Source organism: Streptomyces sp. NPDC004134, assembly GCF_042874195.1.
In the GTDB taxonomy this organism is placed as follows: domain Bacteria; phylum Actinomycetota; class Actinomycetes; order Streptomycetales; family Streptomycetaceae; genus Streptomyces.
Map to the genome: position 1 here is coordinate 83,195 of NZ_JBIAMS010000025.1, position 16,971 is coordinate 100,165.

Sequence of the window (16,971 nt, forward strand, 5' to 3'; positions counted from 1 at the left end):
TGTCCCTCCCGCCGGTTGCGGCGCCGGGCCCCGCTTCCCCGCCGTCATCGCTGTACGTTCGCCGCGGGCATGCCGCGGAACTCCGGAACCGCCCGCAGCTCCAGCGTCAGGCCGGGGTTGAAGACGAAGGTCGCCGCCGGGCCGCGCACCCGGTAGCCGATGCCCGTCTGCCGGGCGAGCGCGCTGAAGTACCCCTGGCACGACGGGCAGGCGTCGCGGCTGACCCGGATCTCCGTCTGGTGCACGAGGCCGGTGATCGGGTTGAGGGTCAGCGGCGCGAACAGCGCGGCCTTCTTCTCCGCGTGCGAGGCGTCGGCGCTGCCGGGCACCCCGAAGTCCCTGGGGCCCTGGGAGCGCAGCCGGTAACCGGCCAGCCCCTGGGCGATGTTGTAGACCTCCAGGGAGCCGGGCGTCTTCGCCGTGTGGTCGGTCCTTACGCCGTTGGTGGTCAGCGCGTCGGTCCGCCCCTTCTCCTGCGCGGGCAGCTCCAGGGCTTCCAGCACGAAGGCGCCGAGATCGATCTCGCGGGGCGGTGTGACCGGGAAGCGTCCGCCCGTCATCTCGTTCAGGGACTGCCGGATCTTTTCCCGGTACGTGTCCTGGAGCGCGGCCCTGGCGGTCCACTCCGCCCGCAGCTTCTCGCTCTCCTCCTCGATGCCTTCGAGTTCGGCCTCCGACACCTGCGGTTCGCGGACGGTCACCTGGCTGCCCTGGAGCACCCCCAGGGACTTCATGAGCCTCGCGGTCTCCAGGGAGATGAGCTGGGTGCGAGTGCCCGTCCTGACCTCGACCAGGGGCAGCGAGGTGAGCCGCTCGGTAAGACCCTCCTCCCGGACCTCCATGGGCCCGGAGGGTGCGGGTCTGTCGGTGAGCACTTCGCCGGACCAGTCCGGATGGCCGACGATCACCACCTCCGGGATGACGTGGACGCCCGGCGGTGCCTCCGTCGTCGACCCCGTCCGCGGCCCCTGCGGCTGCGTCTCGCGGCGCGACTGGGTGCCGGACGGGTCGGAGAGCACCGCCGGGTTGTTCCGCGCGTACGCGTACACGTTCGGCCCGTCCGCGAAGCCGGCCGGGTCCGGGCTCGTCCACCGCCCCAGCCACGGCGCGAGGTAGCGCGCCCCGTGGTAGGCGAACCCCGTCTCCTCGTCCCGCTCCTTCCCCGTGAACCGGTAGCGCTTGCGGCTCACCGCCCCGGTCTCCGCGTGGAAGGACGTGGTCCCGTACGGGTGGTACTCCTCGTAGCTGAGCACCGCCCCGTCCTGGTCCGCCTCCAGCACGGCACCGCCGAGGTGGTCGGCGAACTGGTAGCGCACCACCGGGCGCGGCTCCGGCACGGCCCGGCCGTCGCGCACCGTGACCGTCTCCACCAGTGCCACCCGCCCCGCGCCGTCCGTGACGTGCAGCGTCTCGCGCTCCTCGACGGTCCGCCCGGCCGCCGTCCTGCGGTACGTCTCGGTGCTCCCCAGATACGTCCGCGTCTCGGCGGTGCCGCCGCGCCGGACCATGGCGCGCACCCGCCGCCCGGCCGCGTCGTACTGGTAGAAGGCGTCGCCGCCCCCGCCGAGCGACACGTGCGCGAGCCGGTTCTCCACGTCCCAGCCGAGCGCCGCCAGGTGCGGCATCGCCGTGACGTTGCCGTTCGCGTCGTACGCGTAGACCGCGGAGTAGGTGCCCTCCGGGTCGCCGGGCAGGCTGCTGGCGCGCAGGCGGTCCGCGTCGGGCGCGGTGTCGTGGTGGCGGGTCCAGCTTCCGCCACTCGCGGTGTGCGTGACGGTGCGGACGTTGCCGGCGTCGTCGTAGAGGTACGTCTCGGTGTACGGGCGCAGCGCCCCGCTGTCGTTGGCGTGCGGTACGGGCGCGAACGGCACGTCCGCCGGGCCCGGTTGCGCCGTCTGCCCGACGTGCTCGCGGCCGGTCGCCGCCACCAGGCGGTACACCGGGTCGTAGACGTAGGTGCGGCGGGCGCCCACGGCCGTGTTCCGGAAGAAGACGGTGTCCCGGGCCGGGTCGTCGACGACCACCACGTTGCCCTCGGGGTCGTACGCGTACGCCAGCCGCTGCCACGCCGCGCCGTCCGCCGCCGTGGTGTCGGCGGTCGCGAGCCGGAACGTGTCGCGCTCGTAGCCGAAGGCCGTACGGGCGCCGCAGCCGTACTCGACCAGCGTCCGCCGCCCCCGCTCGTCGTAGTCGACGCCCGCCACGATCCGGGTCGGCGTGCCGGCGCCCCGCACCGCCACCTCGACCCGCTCCAGCAGCCCCGCCACGTTGTACGCGGGCAGGGTGCGGCTGCCGTCCGGGCCGGTCGCCACCGTGGGCCGGTCGAGGGCGTCGTACGCGGTCACGGACCGGTGGGCGGCGGACTCCAGCAGCGGGGCGGCCCGCGCCAGCGCCGCCACCGGGTCGTCGATCGCTGCCAGCGCGGCCCAGTCGGGCTCGCCCGCGGGTTCTGCGGCCAGCCGGCGCTCGGTGGCCAGCACGTTGCCCTTGAAGTCGGCGTCCTCGGTGCGCACCGCCCCGGCCCCGTCGAACACCAGGCACAGCCGGGTGAGCAGGTTGCGGGCCCGGCCGTCGGCCAGCGACTCGCCGTAGTAGTAGCGCAGCCGCAGCCGCTCGGTCTCCTCACCCGGCGCGGTGGCGCTGGAGTAGGCAGGCCGCCGCAGCTCGTCGTACGCCCACCACATCTCGCCGCCGCGGCCGTCCCAGCCGCGCACCGGCTTGCCCAGCACGTCGGCCAGGCTCCACCGCTCGCCCGCGTCGGCGCCGGCGGTGTGGGCGGCGTGGCCCAGCATGCTGAAGTCCTGGGTGAGAGCGAGGAGTCCGCGGGCGTCCACGACGGCCCGCTCCCGGCCCTGGACGTCGCGCCGTACCTCCGTGGTGAGCAGATGGCCGCCGCCGTTGTCCTGGACGGTGAGGTGGGGGTGGCCGAGCGTGTCGGAGTGGATCGCGGTGTACGTGCCCGCGTGCGCCAGTGCCTGCCGGGCGGCCCGCCCCTGCGGATCGGTGTCCGGCAGCCCGGCCCGTTCCGCGTACCAGCGGCTGTCCCGCACGGTGTCGTTGCGGTCCCAGTCCTGCCGCTCCCACGGCGTGAACACCGTCTCGGCCCTGCTGCCGTCGGGGAAGTCGGTGCGGACCAGGCGGCCGAGCGGGTCGTAGCGCAGCACGGGGGTGACGCCGCGGCGGACCAGCTCGTCCTCGGTGTCGAAGCCGCTGTCGGGCGCGAAGTACGGCTCGTACTGGCGGATGGGGTTGCCCTTGTTGTCGTACACCGTGCGCCCGGTGCCCACCCAGCGTTCCGCGCCCGTACCCGGCGCGGGCTCCGCGCGGCCCTTCGTCAGGATGACGCGCCCGCTGCCGTCAAGGTAGGTCCAGGTGTCCTGCCGGGGCGAGTCCGGGTCGCGGTGCCGCTCGCGGGCGGAGACGTGGAAGCGCACGGGGGTACGGGTCAGGTCGTACGTCACCCTGGCGGTCGGGTCGTCGCCGCGGGCCGCCTCCGGGACCGACGTGTCGAGCACGTCGCCGTCGGCGCCGCCCTCCTTGCCCAGCACCGCGGTCGCGACGACCAGGCCGAGCGCGTCGTAGCGCACGCCGCTGCGGTTGCCGTTGGGGTCGGTCAGCAGCCACGGCCGCAGCACGCGGTAGTGCGGCTGCGCCTCGGACATGTTGCGCAGCGGGTCGTACACCCGGACGGGCAGCAGGTGGTGCTCGTCGTACTCGGTCTCCCACTCGGCGCCGAACGGGTCGACGTAGAGCGTCGGCAGGTAGAACTCGCCCGGGTCGGGCACCTGCCGCCCGGAAGGCGCCCACCAGCCGGCGCCCTCGGCCCGCCGCACGTAGCCGGCCTCGCGCAGCTCCGCGTCGGCGAGGCGGCCGCCGTACAGGGCGGTGGTCTGGCCGGGCGCGAAGGCCAGCCGGTAACTGCGCCACGGCAGGGCGCGCAGCCCGGGGGAGCCGAGCGGGAGTTCGGCGGCGAGGTCGTCGGCGGTGTACGTGGTGAGGGTGCGCGCCACCAGCCGCCGCTGCGGCCCGGCGCCCGACAGCTCCTCCTGGTACGGGACCTCGTGGCGCGCCGCCTCCGCGAGGCCGGCGAGGAGGTCGTCCGCCGTGAACGGTTCGCCCGCGGTGCGCGGCGCGACCCCGCCGACCTCGTAGTCGCGGCTCTCCACCGGCACGCCGATCCGCCAGCGGTCCGCCGCCTCCGTGTCGTCGGCGAAGGACCGCTCGGTCAGGGCGAGCCGCAGCCGCCCCTGCTCGGGATCGGCCGGGGACGTGCGCGGATAGGCGATCCGCGCCGACTTCAGGACGTTGCCCCACGCGTCGACCTCGAGGGTGACCTCGTGGACGGTGCGCGGATCGTCCGCCCGCCGCTCGGTGTACACGGTCATCGCCTCGCCGGCGTGGGCGAACACCACCGCGTGCCCGGCCGCGCCCGCGGGCTGCACGAGACGTACCCGGGGGCTCGACTCGACCACGGCGTACGGGCGTTCCTGCGCCGCCGTGCCGTCCTCCGCGTACGTCTCCGCGCGCAGCACCTGCCCGCGCAGCGCCCGCGCCGCCTCCCGCTCCTCGGCCGGGGTGAGCCCGGGCGGCAGCGGGGTGCCCGGCAGCAGCGGGCCGCCGTACTCGTCCGCGTACGGGGTGCCGAGCCGGTCAGGGCCCGGATACCAGCCGGTGTGCTGCCACCGCCGCACCACGGCGGGCGGCTGGTGCAGCTCGCCGGTGGCGGTGGTGAGCGCGTCGCGCTGCTCGACGTACCCGAAGCCGCGGAACTCCCGCTCCGCGCCGTCGAAGTAGCCGTGCCGGTAGCGGTACGCCGCGGCCAGCTCGGTGTCCGCGACGGCGTCGTACGTGACGGTCCCGGCGACGACCTGCACGGGGAACGGCAGCCGGGTCAGCCAGGGCTCGCCGCGCGCCTCGTCGGCCAGGTGGAAGGAGGTGGAGGAGGCGTACCGGACGGTGGTGACCCGGCCCGTCCCGTTGTCGGTCCGGTTCAGCAGGTGCGGCTTGCCGCCGGCCATCAGGTCCACGTAGCGCACCTGCGGCTCGCCGTCGGGACGGGGTTCGGCGACGACGAGGCAGGCCGTGCCCTGGCCCAGCACGTCCGCGACCGAGGCCAGCGCGAGGGGTCCTGTGTGCCGTACGCCGTCGACGTGCTCGGGCGGGCCGAAGGAGTTGCCCGCCTGGTTGAACCACAGCCGCACGCCGTCCGGGCCGAGGTAGAGGACGTCGGCGGGCGCGCTGCCGTCGACGTCGGCGAGCCGGATCCGCCGCTGGTCGAAGCGGTCCGGGTGGTCGAAGACGGGCGCGTGGGACATGGCGACCTTGGGCCCGAAGCGGCCGTGGCCGAGGCTCGGCCAGTACGCGATCTCGCCGTTGCCGATCCGCACCAGGTCGGTGAGGCCGTCGCCGGTCATGTCGGCGAGGTACACGCTCTGCTCGGCGTCGGCGAACAGCAGCCGGGGGCCGTGCTCTTCGGTGCGCCCCGCGGCGATCGTCTCGCCGTCGCGGAACCCGTCGGCGCCTTCGGACGGGTACCAGGTGAGGCCGTCGTCGGCGGTGACGAGCACGTCGGCGAGGCCGTCGCCGGTGAGGTCGGCGAACCGCAGGTTGGCGTCGTCCCAGTCCAGCGACGGCAGGTGGCGGAAGGTCGCGAAACCGGCCCAGCCGCGGTCGGCGGTCCGCTCGTGGTAGCCGGGGTCCGCGGTGCCGCCGGCCGGCCCGGAGCCGCCGGGGCCGCCGCCGAGGCGGACGACCGCGGGCCGCCCGTCGCCGTCGAGGTCGAGCAGTTGCCCCCCGGCGGCCCCGGCCGCTCCGGCGGTCCCGGCCGCCCCCGCCGCCCCGTTCGGCAGCGGGTCGACGGGCCGTGGCGGGCCGACCCGCCCGCCGCCCAGGTTGCGCCGGTAGTACCAGGCGCCGCCCTGCTCGGCGAGGATCCCGGCGATCCCCTCGCCGTCGAGGTCCGCCCACTGGTAGGGCCCGTCGAGCCGTACGTCGCCGTCGTCGGACGTCAGGGTGCCCACCGCCGCCGACACGGTCCGCTCGGTGTACCCGAAGGTGAGCCGGGGCAGCTCCGCGTATGCGTAGCCCTGCCCGTCGGGCACGTAGCCGCGGTGGGTGAGGGAGACCAGCCTGGTGGCGGCCGGGTCCTCGGCGTACCCGAGCAGCAGGGCGCTTACCAGCCGTGGCCGGGGCCCGAGTTCGGGGATCCGGTGGAACGTCAGCACGCGGCGGCAGAGCCGGTACGTGCGCACCTCGAAGCCGGGCCGCCGGGTGGACCACGGATCGGCGCGCACCGGCCACGGCCGGACCTCGCCGGGGGCGGGCGCGTCCTCGTCGTGCTCCCCGTAGTCGAGGACCACCTCGAAGCAGAAGCCGGCGGCGGCGCCGGGCTCGGTGTTCCCGTACCGGATGCGCTTCAGGTGCCGGTTCGCGACCTGGGCGCGGTTGCGCTCCTCGGGGGCGGAGGTGTCGACGCCGGCGCGGTCCTCCGCCTTGTACTCGTACACGGTGACGTTGCCGCGGTCGTCCTCGGTCCGCTGGAGCAGCCACCGGTACACGCGGCGCCCGGGGTCCGCGGGGTCGGCGACGCGGGCCTCCTCGTCGCGGCCGTAGACGCTGGTGACGTTGTCCCTCGACGTCACCCGCCAGTGCAGGTCGCCGCTGCCGCGGTGGCGCCACTGCTCGATCCGCACGAACGCGCCCTCGGTGCGCGGCCGGTACGCGCTGACGTCGTACGCGCCGGCGGTGCGGGGGGCGGGAAAGGCGGCCGGCACCAGGTCCTCCGTACCGGACAACTGGAAGACGTCCGCGTCGAGATACCGCGGCAGCCCTTTGTCGGTGCGGCGGGAGATGGACGGCACGTCGAGCGACCAGCCGAGGCCGAAGGGCGAGTTGCCCGCCCCGGAGTCGTAGCCGAGGGTGAGCGCGGGCTCGGCGCCGCGGGCCGGCGAGACGGCGAGCGGCACGGAGAGGGCGGGGGTGCCGGTCACCGGATCGGTCGTGAACTTCTCTCCCATGCCCCGGAGCGCGCCGCCGGCCACGGGCAGCGACAGCGCCGGCAACTCCCGCGGTTCCCCGGCCTCCTGGCCGCCCGCCGCCCGGTCGCCTGCCACCGGCGCGGCACCGTTCTGCCCCTCACCCATACGCCCCTCCAGGGCCGCCGAGCTGAGTAGTCGCGGCTCAGATTAGGGAGGTGAAGGCGGCAGATCACATGTCAAGAGCGCATAAGCACCTGAAAGGCTGAGATCTGCGGAGATCACGTTCACGTCCGGCACCTGAGGCGGACCTTCGGGGTTCCGCATCGAGGGGGAGGTGCCCGGGGCCGCCGCCGTCCTAGGTTGTGGCGGGACCGAAACCCGAGCATTCGTACCGAAGAGACGCGCCGCGGCCCTCACTTCCCGAGTGGGAGCGCCCGCCGCCCGTCCTCCGCCACCGCCTCACCCGCACCCCTGCTCCGCCGCTGCCCTACCGCCCCCTGCCCTGAAACGGCCGGGCCGCGCGGGCCGGTAGCCGGCAACGGCGGGCGGTGTACGGGTGGCCCCCGTACAGGAGACCGACATGACCCTCACCCGGCCCGCCCCCGACCTCCGGCCGGAGACCGCCGGCCCACCCGTCCCCTCCGCCCGGCCGCCACGGGCGTTCGCCCTGATCCCCGCGCTCGTCGCCCTCGTCCTCGGACTGTGGGGGCTGGAGCGCGGCGGGTCGATGTGGCGCGACGAGGCCGCCACGTACGACATGGCGAGGCGCACCCTGCCGGAACTCCTGCACACGCTCGGCAGCGTGGACGCGGTCCACGGCCTCTACTACCTCCTGATGCACGCCGTGTTCGCCCTGTTCGGCGACAGCCTGTACGCGCTGCGTCTGCCCTCGCTGCTCGCCATGTCCGCCGCGACGGCCGGCGTCGCGGTGCTCGGCGGCCGGCTGGCGGGTCCCCGTGCCGGGCTGCTCGCGGGTCTGGCGTTCACGCTGCTGCCCGCGGTGCAGCGCTACGCGCAGGAGGGCCGCTCGTACGCGCTCGTCTGCGCCGCCGTCACCTGGGCGACCTGGCTCTTCGTACGCGCCCTGGAAGAACGCCGGCTGCGGCTGTGGCTGGGCTACGGGGCCCTGGCGCTGACCGCCTGTCTGCTGCACGAGTTCGCGGTGCTCGCCGTCGCCGCGCACGGGGTCACGCTGTGCCTCTCACCGCACTCCCGCGAGGACCGGCGTGCCTGGACGTGGACGGCGGCCGCCGTGGCGGCGGTGCTGGCCCCGCTCGCCGTGGTCAGCTCGCTCCAGTCGGAGCAGGTGGCCTGGATCGGCCCGCCCGGCCCCGGCGCGCTTCTCGGCTACCTCGTGCCCGCCCTCGCCGGCCTGCTCTGCGCCGCCCTCCTCCCGGCGGCCCGGCGGCAGTTGCGGGTCCTCGCCCTGCCGCTGCTGATCCTGCCCGGCGGCGTCCTGCTGCTGGCCACCGCGCTCCACCCGCTCTACATCTCCCGCTACGTCCTCTACGAGGAGGCCGGCCTGGCGCTGCTCCTCGGCGCGGCCCTCGACCACCTCTGGCGCCGCCGGTGGCACCGGCTGCCGCTCGCCCTCCTCGTCGCCGCGTCGGCGGTGGTGGCGCTGACCCAGGTCGGGCAGCATCTCCGCAGCCCGGAGGGCCGCAAGGACGACCTGAGCGGCATCGCCCGCGCCGTCGGGACCCAGGGGCGGCCCGGCGACGGACTGCTCTTCATGCCGGGCAAGCTCCGTATCTGGCAGGCGGCGGAGCCCGAGGCGTTCACCGGCCTGGTAGACCTCGCGGAACGGACCGACCCGCGCTCGTCCGACACCCTCTACGGGGTGGAGCTCCCGCCCGCGGCCATCCATGGGCGGATGCTCGCGGCCGACCGCATCGTCGCGCTGCGCGAGCCGGCCGGTGAGCCGGTCGACGACACCGCGCGGGAGAAGGCGAAACGGGACGTCCTGCGGACGCACTTCCGCGTCTGCGGCAGCACGGAAGTCCACGGCGCGCGCGTCACCGTCTACGCCCGGCCCGGCCGGTGCGACCCCGCGTAGTACCTGAGGAGGACCCGCCCGGATCCGTATCCCGGAGGACGCCACCGCGCCCCGCACGCCCGTACGGTGTGCGGGTGATCGAGTCCACGCGCAAAGCCCCCCGCGTCCGCGGCGAGTTCGACGTGATCCGGGACGGCTGGCGGCTGCTCGGCCTCCGGACGGCCAGGGCGCGCCGCGAGCTGTTCAAGGAAGCGTTCGCGCTGATGCCACTGCCCGCGCTGTCCTCGGACGCGCCGATGGTGAGAGACATGCCCCCCGCCGTCAGGCGCGTGGTCGTCTGGCTTCCGCACATGGCGATCGTCGCGCTGGCCCTGTACCTGTTCGGCTGGGGCAGCGGCTGGTACGGGATCAGCGACAGCGAGTACTACGACGAGTTCGGGTCCTACGAGCCGCACTACCTGACCCTCGAAGGCGGCAACATCGGGCTGCCCGTCAGCCTGGCCGCGGCGCTCCCTCTGCTGCTGGTCCTCTTCCGGCCGGTCGGCGCCTGGTGGCTGTCCATGGTGGTGTGCTTCGCCATCGCGGTGACGAACAGTTCGGCGGACGACTGGCCCTGGGCGGACCCGACGTTCGTCTCGCACCTTGTCGTGCTGACGATCGCCGCACTGCACCGCAGCATCGGCGCCGCCATCGCGATGTGGCTCCTCACCGCTCTGAGCGGTCTCGTCGCGTTCTGGCTGAGCCTGCGGCCCGCCGAAGAGGTGAACGTCCTCCAGATGACCGTCGCCTCGGCCGTCGTGATCGCCGTCGCCGTCTCGATACGCGGCTGGACCGTCGCCAGCCTCCGCGCCCAGGCGAGCGGCGCGCTCACCGCCCAGGAGCGCTCCCGGCGTACGCGGCTGGAGAAGCGCACGTCCATCGCGCACGAGCTGCACGACGTCGTGGCGCACCACATGTCCGTCATCGCGATCCAGGCGGAGGCCGCCCCCTACCGGGTGGAGAACCCGCCGCCCGAACTGACCGCGTCCTTCGCGACGATCCGGGAGAACGCCATCGCCGCGCTCGCCGAACTCCGCCGCGTCCTGGGCGTCGTGCGCACCGAGGACTACGAGGCGCCGTCCGCGCCCCAGCCCACCCTCGCCGACCTGGACCGGCTGCTCGGCAACGTCCGCGACGCGGGCCTGACGGTCGGGAAGACCGTCACCGGCGCGCGGCGTGAACTCCCGCAGGGCGTCGAGCTGTCGGCCTACCGCATCGTCCAGGAGGCCCTGAGCAACGTCCTGCGGCATGCCCCGGGCGCCGCCGCGAAGGTCGAGCTGTCGTACGTGCTGGGCGGTCTCGCCCTGCGCATCGTCAACGAGGCGCCGGCCGGTGAGCGGCCGTCGTCGCCCGGCGCCGGGCAGGGCGTCGCGGGGATGCGCGAGCGCGTCGCGATGCTGGGCGGCCGGATGACCGCGGGCGAGACCGCGGACGGCGGCTACGAGGTGGCGGTGCTGCTCCTCACCGACGAACCGGCGGACGACCCCCTCGAAGGCCCCGCCGGCACCTCCGCGGACGCCGCCGTGGCCGAACCAGCCGACGCCGTCCGTGAGAAGGCGGTCGGCACGTGACCATCCGGGTGCTCATCACCGACGACCAGTCGATGGTGCGCGAGGGCTTCACCGTGCTGCTCGACGCCCAGCCCGGCATCGAGGTCGTCGGCGAGGCCGCCGACGGCGGCGCGGCGGTGGACCAGGTGCGCCTGCTCGCACCCGACGTCGTGCTGATGGACATCCGGATGCCGGAGGTCAACGGGCTGGAGGCCACCCGCAGGATCGCCGGAACCGGGCTCGGCACCAAGGTCCTGATCCTCACCACGTACCACCTCGACGAGTACGTCTACGAGGCACTGCGCGCCGGCGCGAGCGGCTTCCTCCTCAAGGACGCCTCCGCCCGCCAGCTCGCCGAGGGCGTCCGCGTCGTCGCCGCCGGCGAGGCCCTGCTGGCACCCACCGTCACCAAGCGCCTGATCACCGTCTTCGCCGAGCGCAAGCCGGTGCTGAACCTCCCCGCGGAAGCCCGCGTGGCCGGCCTCACCGGCCGCGAGACCGAGGTCCTCGCCCTCATCGCGCAGGGGCTGTCCAACGCCGAGATCGCGGCTCATCTCGTCGTCGCCGAGTCCACCGTCAAGACTCATGTGGGCCGCGTCCTGGAGAAGCTGGGGCTGCGGGACCGCACCCAGGCCGCGATCTTCGCCTACGAGACCCGCCTCGTACAGCCGGGTTGACGGGCGACCGGCGCTCCGGCGGGTGGCGGTGCGGCGGGGGGCAGGTGCGTGGCGGGGCGGGGGCGACTGGCGTTGTGGCGGCCGGCGACTGGCCGTGCGGCGGGGGGCTGGTGTGTGGTGGGGCGGGGGTGGGATGTTCGCGGCGCCGGGGGCGGCGGCGCGGTGGGGGCCGGCCCTTCTCGCCGGGGTGGCCGGTGTCGTGGGGGAGACGGGCGTCGGGGTGGCCGGTGTCGTGGGGGAGGCGGGCGTCGGGGTGGGCGGTGTCGTGGGGGAGGCGGGCGTCGGGGTGGGCGGTGTCGTAGGCGCGAAGGGCCCGACGTGGGTTTTGGAGCATCGGGCCCCCCACGCCGGAGCCCAGCCGCATCCCCGAAGGAACCCGCTCCGGCCGCAGCGGCGATCACACGCAACAACCCGCGCCCGCCGGCACCCGGAACCCGCCCACCCGGGGAAGCGACCGGCAACGAGGCCACCCCCGCCGCTGGCGGTTGCCCGGTCTCGAAGCGGCTGCGTGCGTGTCGATGGGCGAATGTCGACCCACAGGGGCGATTTGCCCCAGTTCATCGGGAGGGATGCCGCGAGTTTCGCTCGATCACCTCCAATCGGAGCGACCCTTGCTCCCGCAGGACCGCCCGAGGTCGGCAAGTGCACGCGCGTGGGCGAAAGTCGAGGCCGATGGGCGATTTGGGCTGGTTCTCCGGGTGGGTTGCCGCGAGTTCACCCGCCACGTGCATTCCGAGCCGCCTGGAGCGGCGGATGGCCGGGTGGGTGCGTCCGGGCGGGCGAAAGTCCGCCCGGAAGGGCCGATTCGGGCCTCACCCGGGGGTGTTACCGCGAGTTACGACTCAATCTCTCCCCTATCGCGCCACGGACAGAGCCCCGGCGTGCCGTGGCGTTGTTCCGGTGGTGCACACGGCGGGGGTGGCCTCGTTGCTGGTCGCTTCCCCGGGTGGGCGGGTTCCGGGTGCCGGCGGGCGCGGGTTGTTGCGTGTGATCGCCGCTGCGGCCGGAGCGGGTTCCTTCGGGGATGCGGCTGGGCTCCGGCGTGGGGGGCCCGATGCTCCAAAACCCACGTCGGGCCTTTCGCCTACGACACCGCCCACCCCGACGCCCGCCTCCCCCACGACACCGGCCACCCCGGCGAGAAGGGCCGGCCCCCACCACGCCGCCGCCCCCGGCGCCGCGAACATCCCACTCCCGCCCCACCACGCACCGGGGCTCGACCCACACACACGACCGGCCACCCGCCGGCGACCACGACCACCGGAAGCGGGGAGGGATCCTCCGCCATCTCACCGCTCCCGGGGGGCGTAGCGGCGGCGGAACCGTTCGACGCGGCCGGCGGTGTCCAGCACCTTGGTCCTGCCGGTGTAGAAGGGGTGGCTGGCGGCGGAGACCTCCACGTCGACGACGGGGTAGGTGTGGCCGTCCTCCCAGACGACGGTTTGCCCGCCGGTCGCGGTGGACCGCGTGAGGAAGGCGAACCCTGCCGCCCGGTCGCGGAAGACCACGGGGCCGTAGGAGGGGTGGATGCCGGGCTTCATGCTGATCGGCTCCTTTCTGCGCGCTCTGCTCAGCGCTCTTCGCGGAACGTCACGTGGCGGCGTGCGACGGGGTCGTACTTGCGCAGGTGCAGCCGGTCGGGGTCGTTCCGGCGGTTCTTGCGGGTGACGTAGGTGTACCCAGTGCCCGCCGTGGAGCGGAGCTTGATCACCGGGCGGAGTTCGTTGCCGGCCATGCCCGCAGTGTACATCGTAACGGTTTTCATTTCCATGTAGGGTCCCGTCACGTGACCGGAGGACCACCGACCGAAAGGACCGTCCATGTCCGCCCGATGCCCGCTCACCGGCCGTACACCCGGCTTCGGCAACCGCATCTCCCACTCCCACCGCCGCACCCGCCGGCGCTTCGACCCCAACGTCCAGCGCAAGCGCTACTGGCTGCCGAGCGAGGGCCGCTACGTCCGCCTCACGCTGAGCGCCAAGGGGATCAAGGCCGTCGACGCCATGGGCATCGAGAGCGCGGTGGCGCGGATGCGCGCCCGGGGGGAGCGGATCTGATGGCGAGGACCGGCAAGATCGCGAAGAACGAGCGCCGCCGGGCCGTCGTCGCCCGCTACGCCGCGCGCCGCGCGGAGCTGAAGGAACTCATCCGCAAGCCCACCACCGAGCCCTCCCTGCGCGCGGCGGCACAGCGTGAGCTGCGCGCCCAGCCGCGCGACGCCAGCCCGGTGCGGGTGCGCAACCGCGACAGCACCGACGGCCGCCCCCGGGGCTACCTGCGCGCCTTCGGCCTGTCCCGCATCAACGTCCGCACCCACGCGCACGCCGGCAACCTGCCGGGCGTCCGCAAGTCGAGCTGGTGAAGGAGGCCGGAGATGGCCGCACCCAAGCGCAAACTCTCCCGCAGCCGCACCCGCCACCGCCGCGCGCAGTGGAAGGCGACGCCCCCGGCGCTGGTGCCGGTGACGGTCGACGGCGTCACCCACCGCGTACCGCGGCACCTGGTACGGGCCTGCGCACGCGGCCTGCTGAACTTCGGGGACCGTGGCGGGAGGCACTCGTGACCCGGCACCGCGTGGCACTGGGCACCGTCCAGGAGACGCTGCTGATCCCGCTGTACGGACGCGCCGTGGAAAGCCGCAAAGCCGAACCCGCCCTGCGGGACCCGCGGGCCGAGGAGATCGTCGCCTCGCTCGACTACGACTTCGCCCGCTTCGACGGCCTGCCCAGCCTGGCCGGCACGGTGCTGCGCACGGCGCTGTTCGACGCGTGGGTACGGGACTTCCTCACCGCGCACCCGGACGGCACGGTGGTCGAGATCGGCGCGGGCCTCAACACGCGCTTCGAGCGCGTCGACAACGGCACCGCGCGCTGGCTGGAGTTCGACCTGCCGGACGTGATCGCCCTGCGCCGGGCACTCGTCGCCGGCACCGCCCGCCGCAGGACGGCGGCGGCCTCGGTGACCGGCACGTCCTGGGCGGACGAGGCGGTGGCGCTGGGCGGCGGGGGCCCGTACTTCCTCGCCGCCGAGGCGGTACTGCCGTTCCTCACCGAGCGGGAGGCGCACGGGGTGGTGGAGCTGATGGCCGCGCGCTTCCCCGGTTCCCTGCTGGCGCTGGACACCGCGGGGCCGGGGATCGTGGGCGCGCAGGAGTCGCATGACGCGCTGAGCAGGGTCGAGGCCCGGATGCGGTGGGCCTGCGCGGCCCCGGCGGACCTGGAGACCCGCCACCCGGGCACCCGCATCGCGGCCTCCCACACGCTGACGAGCCTCCCGCGGGACCTCCACGACAACTTGCCGGAGGCGTACCGGGAGATGCTCAGGACCCTGACGGAACAACGCCTCCCCCAGGTAGAGCAGTACCACCTGACCCTCCTCGGCCTCCCGCCCCGCCCGTGACGCCGTCGTGGAAGGGGCGTCTCCGTCCTCGGGCCGCGAGGTCGCCGAACGGCGCTTGGTCCGGCGGAAAACCGGGGGCTTTCGGGCGGGTGCGTGGATAGAGTCGGGTGATGCCCGAGCTGGAGCGGCTGCGTGCCGGACATGGGCCGGCGGTGCTGGCCTTCGAGTTGGCGAACCGCGCCTACTTCGCGGCCGCGGTCCCCGACCGCGGTGACGCCTTCTTCGACCGTTTCCCCGACCGGTTCGGCGCGCTGCTCGCGGAGCAGGAGACCGGCGTCTGCGCCTTCCACGTGCTCGTCGAAGAGGACGGCGCGGTGCTCGGCAGGTTCAACCTGATCGACCTGGAGGACGGCAACGCGGAACTCGGCTACCGGGTCGCGGAGCACGTCACCGGCCGCGGGCTGGCCACGGCGGCCGTCCGCGAGCTGTGCCGCCGGGCGCCGGCCGCGTACGGCCTGCACACCCTGCGGGCGGCCATCGTGCACGGGAACGAGGCGTCCCGGCGGGTGCTGATCAAGGCGGGCTTCACGGACGCGGGACCGGCGGATCCCGCCCACCTCGGCGGCAAGCCGGGCACGTGGTACCGGCGCGACCTGACCCGGGAGGGCCCGCCCCCCGCTGTGTAGGGTGAGCCGGGCGCCCGTAGGGGGCCTCGGGCCGGGAGCAGCGGGGAGATCGAGTTCGTGGCGACATGCAGGAAGTGCGGTGCGCGGAAACGCCGCTGGCCCCGTTCCTGCCCGGCGTGCAAGGCCGGGTCGAGCCGGGCGGACGTGGCCGTGGAAGGCGCGGACGTGGCCGTGTCGCTGGGAGTGCTCGGGTGGATCGGCCGGGGGATCTCGGCAGCCGTACGGGCCGTACTGCGCGCGCTCAACTGACACCGCCCGGGGCGCCCCGGCCGTGGGCCGGGGTGCCCGGCGGGCGGCTCTGCCAGGTGGGCGGCTCTAGTACGAGCAGCCGTTGAGCATGCTCTGCACCGCGGACTTCTCCGCGGAGTCGATCTTCAGGTTCCAGCGGTACTTGGTGTGGATCCAGAACTTGGCGTATCCGCACCAGGACGCGGTGCGCGGGGGCTTCCAGTCGGCCGGGTCGCGGTCGCCCTTGGAGCTGTTGACCTCGGTGGTCACCGCGATGAGCTGCGGGCCGGTGACGTCGTTGGCGAACTGCTGGCGGCGGGCGGTGGTCCAGGAACTGGCGCCTGAGCGCCAGGCCTCGGCCAGGGCCACGACGTGGTCGATGGAGATCTGCGCGGGCGAGCTGCGGGTGACGCCGTCGAAGTAGCTGTACCAGGAGCCGCCGGTGGGGTAGCAGTCGGCGCCGGTGGTGACGTTGGTGCCGTCGCGTTTGAGGACCGTCTCGCGGGTGTTGCAGGTGCCGGAGACGGTGGTCCAGTGGGGGAACAGATCACGGGAGTAGCCGCTCATCGAGCCTTCCGCGGCCACGGTCAGGCTGTTGAGCTCGGTTTGCACTTGGGCCTTGGGCGGCACGTCGGGCGGAAACGCCGCCGCCGGCGGCGCCGCGCCGAGCGCGACACCGAGGGCGAGGGCCAGCAGGGCGAGCGCGGCGATCCAGCCGCGCGGGGATATCGCCGGGGATCCGGGCAACAGGGCCTCCAGGGGGGTGAGGAGGAGCGTCTGCGACGGAGCGGAGCGCCGGCGGAGTCCGCCGGTGCCGAACTGCTCTACGGTTGACGCAGGTTCGAACAGCCCGCCGCGTCTACGCGTATAGACATGCCCATGCCATCTCTCGCCCATGCGCCGCCGCGTCCGCCGGGCCGGTTCCCGCTCCCGGGTCCGGAGGGGGCGGGTGTCTTTGCGGGGTGGGGGTGAGTATGGTGGCCTGTTCGTGCTCGCTCTGCGGGCCCCGTCCGGCTACCTAGGAGACCGCGTATGAGCAGGTACGCGCGCGCGGTCCAGCCCGGCTCCCGCGGTGGGGGCCGGTGGCGGGGTGCCGTCCTCGCCGTCGTGCTCGCCGTCGCCGGAGTGCTCGGGGCCGGCGCCGGGCAGGGCGGGGCGGCGGTGCACGGCGGGCCGTCGTCGTACGGGGCCGCCTTCGACGTGGTCGGCGAGCCCGCCCCGAGCGCCGATCAGCACCTCGCCGGCGCCCCGGGGGCCGGGCCCGAGGACCACGCCGCGCCCCAGCAGGGCCAGCGCGGCGCCCCCGCGGAGCGGCCCTCCGCGCCGTTCCTCGCCGCACCCAGGCCGCCGTACGACCTCCCCCGTACCCCCTCGGTCCCCGCTCCGGCCCCGCCGGACGGCGGCACCCTCCCCGGCTTCAGCCCCGCTCCCGGCGGGGAACGCGCACCTCCGCCCGCTCCAGGCATCTGACACCACCCC

Annotated in this window: 13 protein-coding genes; 9 read left to right on the plus strand and 4 right to left on the minus strand. The window is 74.5% G+C overall.

What is annotated here, in order from left to right; translation table 11 throughout:
- Positions 1–44: 44 nt before the first annotated feature.
- Positions 45–7,142, minus strand: a complete 7,098-nt coding sequence (locus ACFYVJ_RS27185) for a SpvB/TcaC N-terminal domain-containing protein (RefSeq protein WP_388896560.1) — start codon at positions 7,140–7,142, stop codon at positions 45–47.
- A gap of 415 nt (positions 7,143–7,557) precedes the next feature.
- Between ACFYVJ_RS27185 and ACFYVJ_RS27190 the strand changes: the two genes are divergently transcribed.
- The 3 genes from ACFYVJ_RS27190 (at position 7,558) to ACFYVJ_RS27200 (ending at position 11,239) form a co-directional block, all read left to right on the plus strand.
- Positions 7,558–9,033: a glycosyltransferase family 39 protein gene (locus ACFYVJ_RS27190; protein ID WP_388896563.1), complete on the plus strand. Its 1,476-nt coding sequence runs from the start codon at positions 7,558–7,560 to the stop codon at positions 9,031–9,033.
- A gap of 68 nt (positions 9,034–9,101) precedes the next feature.
- Positions 9,102–10,583: a sensor histidine kinase gene (locus ACFYVJ_RS27195; RefSeq protein ID WP_388896565.1), complete on the plus strand. Its 1,482-nt coding sequence runs from the start codon at positions 9,102–9,104 to the stop codon at positions 10,581–10,583.
- On the plus strand, positions 10,580–11,239 hold the full coding sequence (locus ACFYVJ_RS27200) for a response regulator (RefSeq protein WP_388896568.1): 660 nt from the start codon (positions 10,580–10,582) through the stop codon (positions 11,237–11,239). Before ACFYVJ_RS27195 ends, ACFYVJ_RS27200 begins: the two co-directional genes overlap by 4 nt.
- A 1,289-nt stretch (positions 11,240–12,528) precedes the next feature.
- On the opposite strand, the gene ACFYVJ_RS27205 is transcribed toward ACFYVJ_RS27200, so the two are convergent.
- Together ACFYVJ_RS27205 and rpmG are read right to left on the minus strand one after the other, a co-directional pair.
- On the minus strand, positions 12,529–12,780 hold the full coding sequence (locus ACFYVJ_RS27205; protein ID WP_388896572.1) for a type B 50S ribosomal protein L31: 252 nt from the start codon (positions 12,778–12,780) through the stop codon (positions 12,529–12,531).
- A 29-nt stretch (positions 12,781–12,809) separates the two neighbouring features.
- Positions 12,810–12,974, minus strand: a complete 165-nt coding sequence (rpmG, locus tag ACFYVJ_RS27210) for a 50S ribosomal protein L33 (protein WP_388896575.1) — start codon at positions 12,972–12,974, stop codon at positions 12,810–12,812.
- 85 nt (positions 12,975–13,059) lie between these two features.
- On the opposite strand from rpmG, the gene rpmB reads away from it, so the two are divergent.
- The 5 genes from rpmB to ACFYVJ_RS27235 all read left to right on the plus strand — a co-directional run bounded on the left by rpmB (position 13,060) and on the right by ACFYVJ_RS27235 (position 15,264).
- The gene (gene rpmB, locus ACFYVJ_RS27215) at positions 13,060–13,296 is read left to right on the plus strand and encodes a 50S ribosomal protein L28 (protein WP_388896578.1); all 237 of its coding nucleotides are present in this window, start codon (positions 13,060–13,062) and stop codon (positions 13,294–13,296) included.
- On the plus strand, positions 13,296–13,601 hold the full coding sequence (gene rpsN, locus ACFYVJ_RS27220) for a 30S ribosomal protein S14 (RefSeq protein WP_388896580.1): 306 nt from the start codon (positions 13,296–13,298) through the stop codon (positions 13,599–13,601). Before rpmB ends, rpsN begins: the two co-directional genes overlap by 1 nt.
- A 12-nt stretch (positions 13,602–13,613) precedes the next feature.
- A complete protein-coding gene (gene rpmF, locus ACFYVJ_RS27225; RefSeq protein ID WP_388896583.1) occupies positions 13,614–13,802 on the plus strand; it encodes a 50S ribosomal protein L32 in 189 nt (62 codons plus the stop codon).
- A complete protein-coding gene (locus ACFYVJ_RS27230) occupies positions 13,799–14,638 on the plus strand; it encodes a class I SAM-dependent methyltransferase (protein WP_388896586.1) in 840 nt (279 codons plus the stop codon). Before rpmF ends, ACFYVJ_RS27230 begins: the two co-directional genes overlap by 4 nt.
- A 110-nt stretch (positions 14,639–14,748) precedes the next feature.
- Complete coding sequence (locus tag ACFYVJ_RS27235) at positions 14,749–15,264, plus strand: GNAT family N-acetyltransferase (RefSeq protein WP_388896589.1); 516 nt, start codon at positions 14,749–14,751, stop codon at positions 15,262–15,264.
- A 315-nt stretch (positions 15,265–15,579) separates the two neighbouring features.
- On the opposite strand, the gene ACFYVJ_RS27240 is transcribed toward ACFYVJ_RS27235, so the two are convergent.
- Complete coding sequence (locus tag ACFYVJ_RS27240) at positions 15,580–16,242, minus strand: HNH endonuclease family protein (protein WP_388896697.1); 663 nt, start codon at positions 16,240–16,242, stop codon at positions 15,580–15,582.
- A 282-nt stretch (positions 16,243–16,524) separates the two neighbouring features.
- On the opposite strand from ACFYVJ_RS27240, the gene ACFYVJ_RS27245 reads away from it, so the two are divergent.
- Positions 16,525–16,962, plus strand: coding sequence for a hypothetical protein (locus ACFYVJ_RS27245; protein ID WP_388896593.1), 438 nt, complete (start codon positions 16,525–16,527; stop codon positions 16,960–16,962).
- The last annotated feature ends 9 nt before the right edge of the window (positions 16,963–16,971 follow it).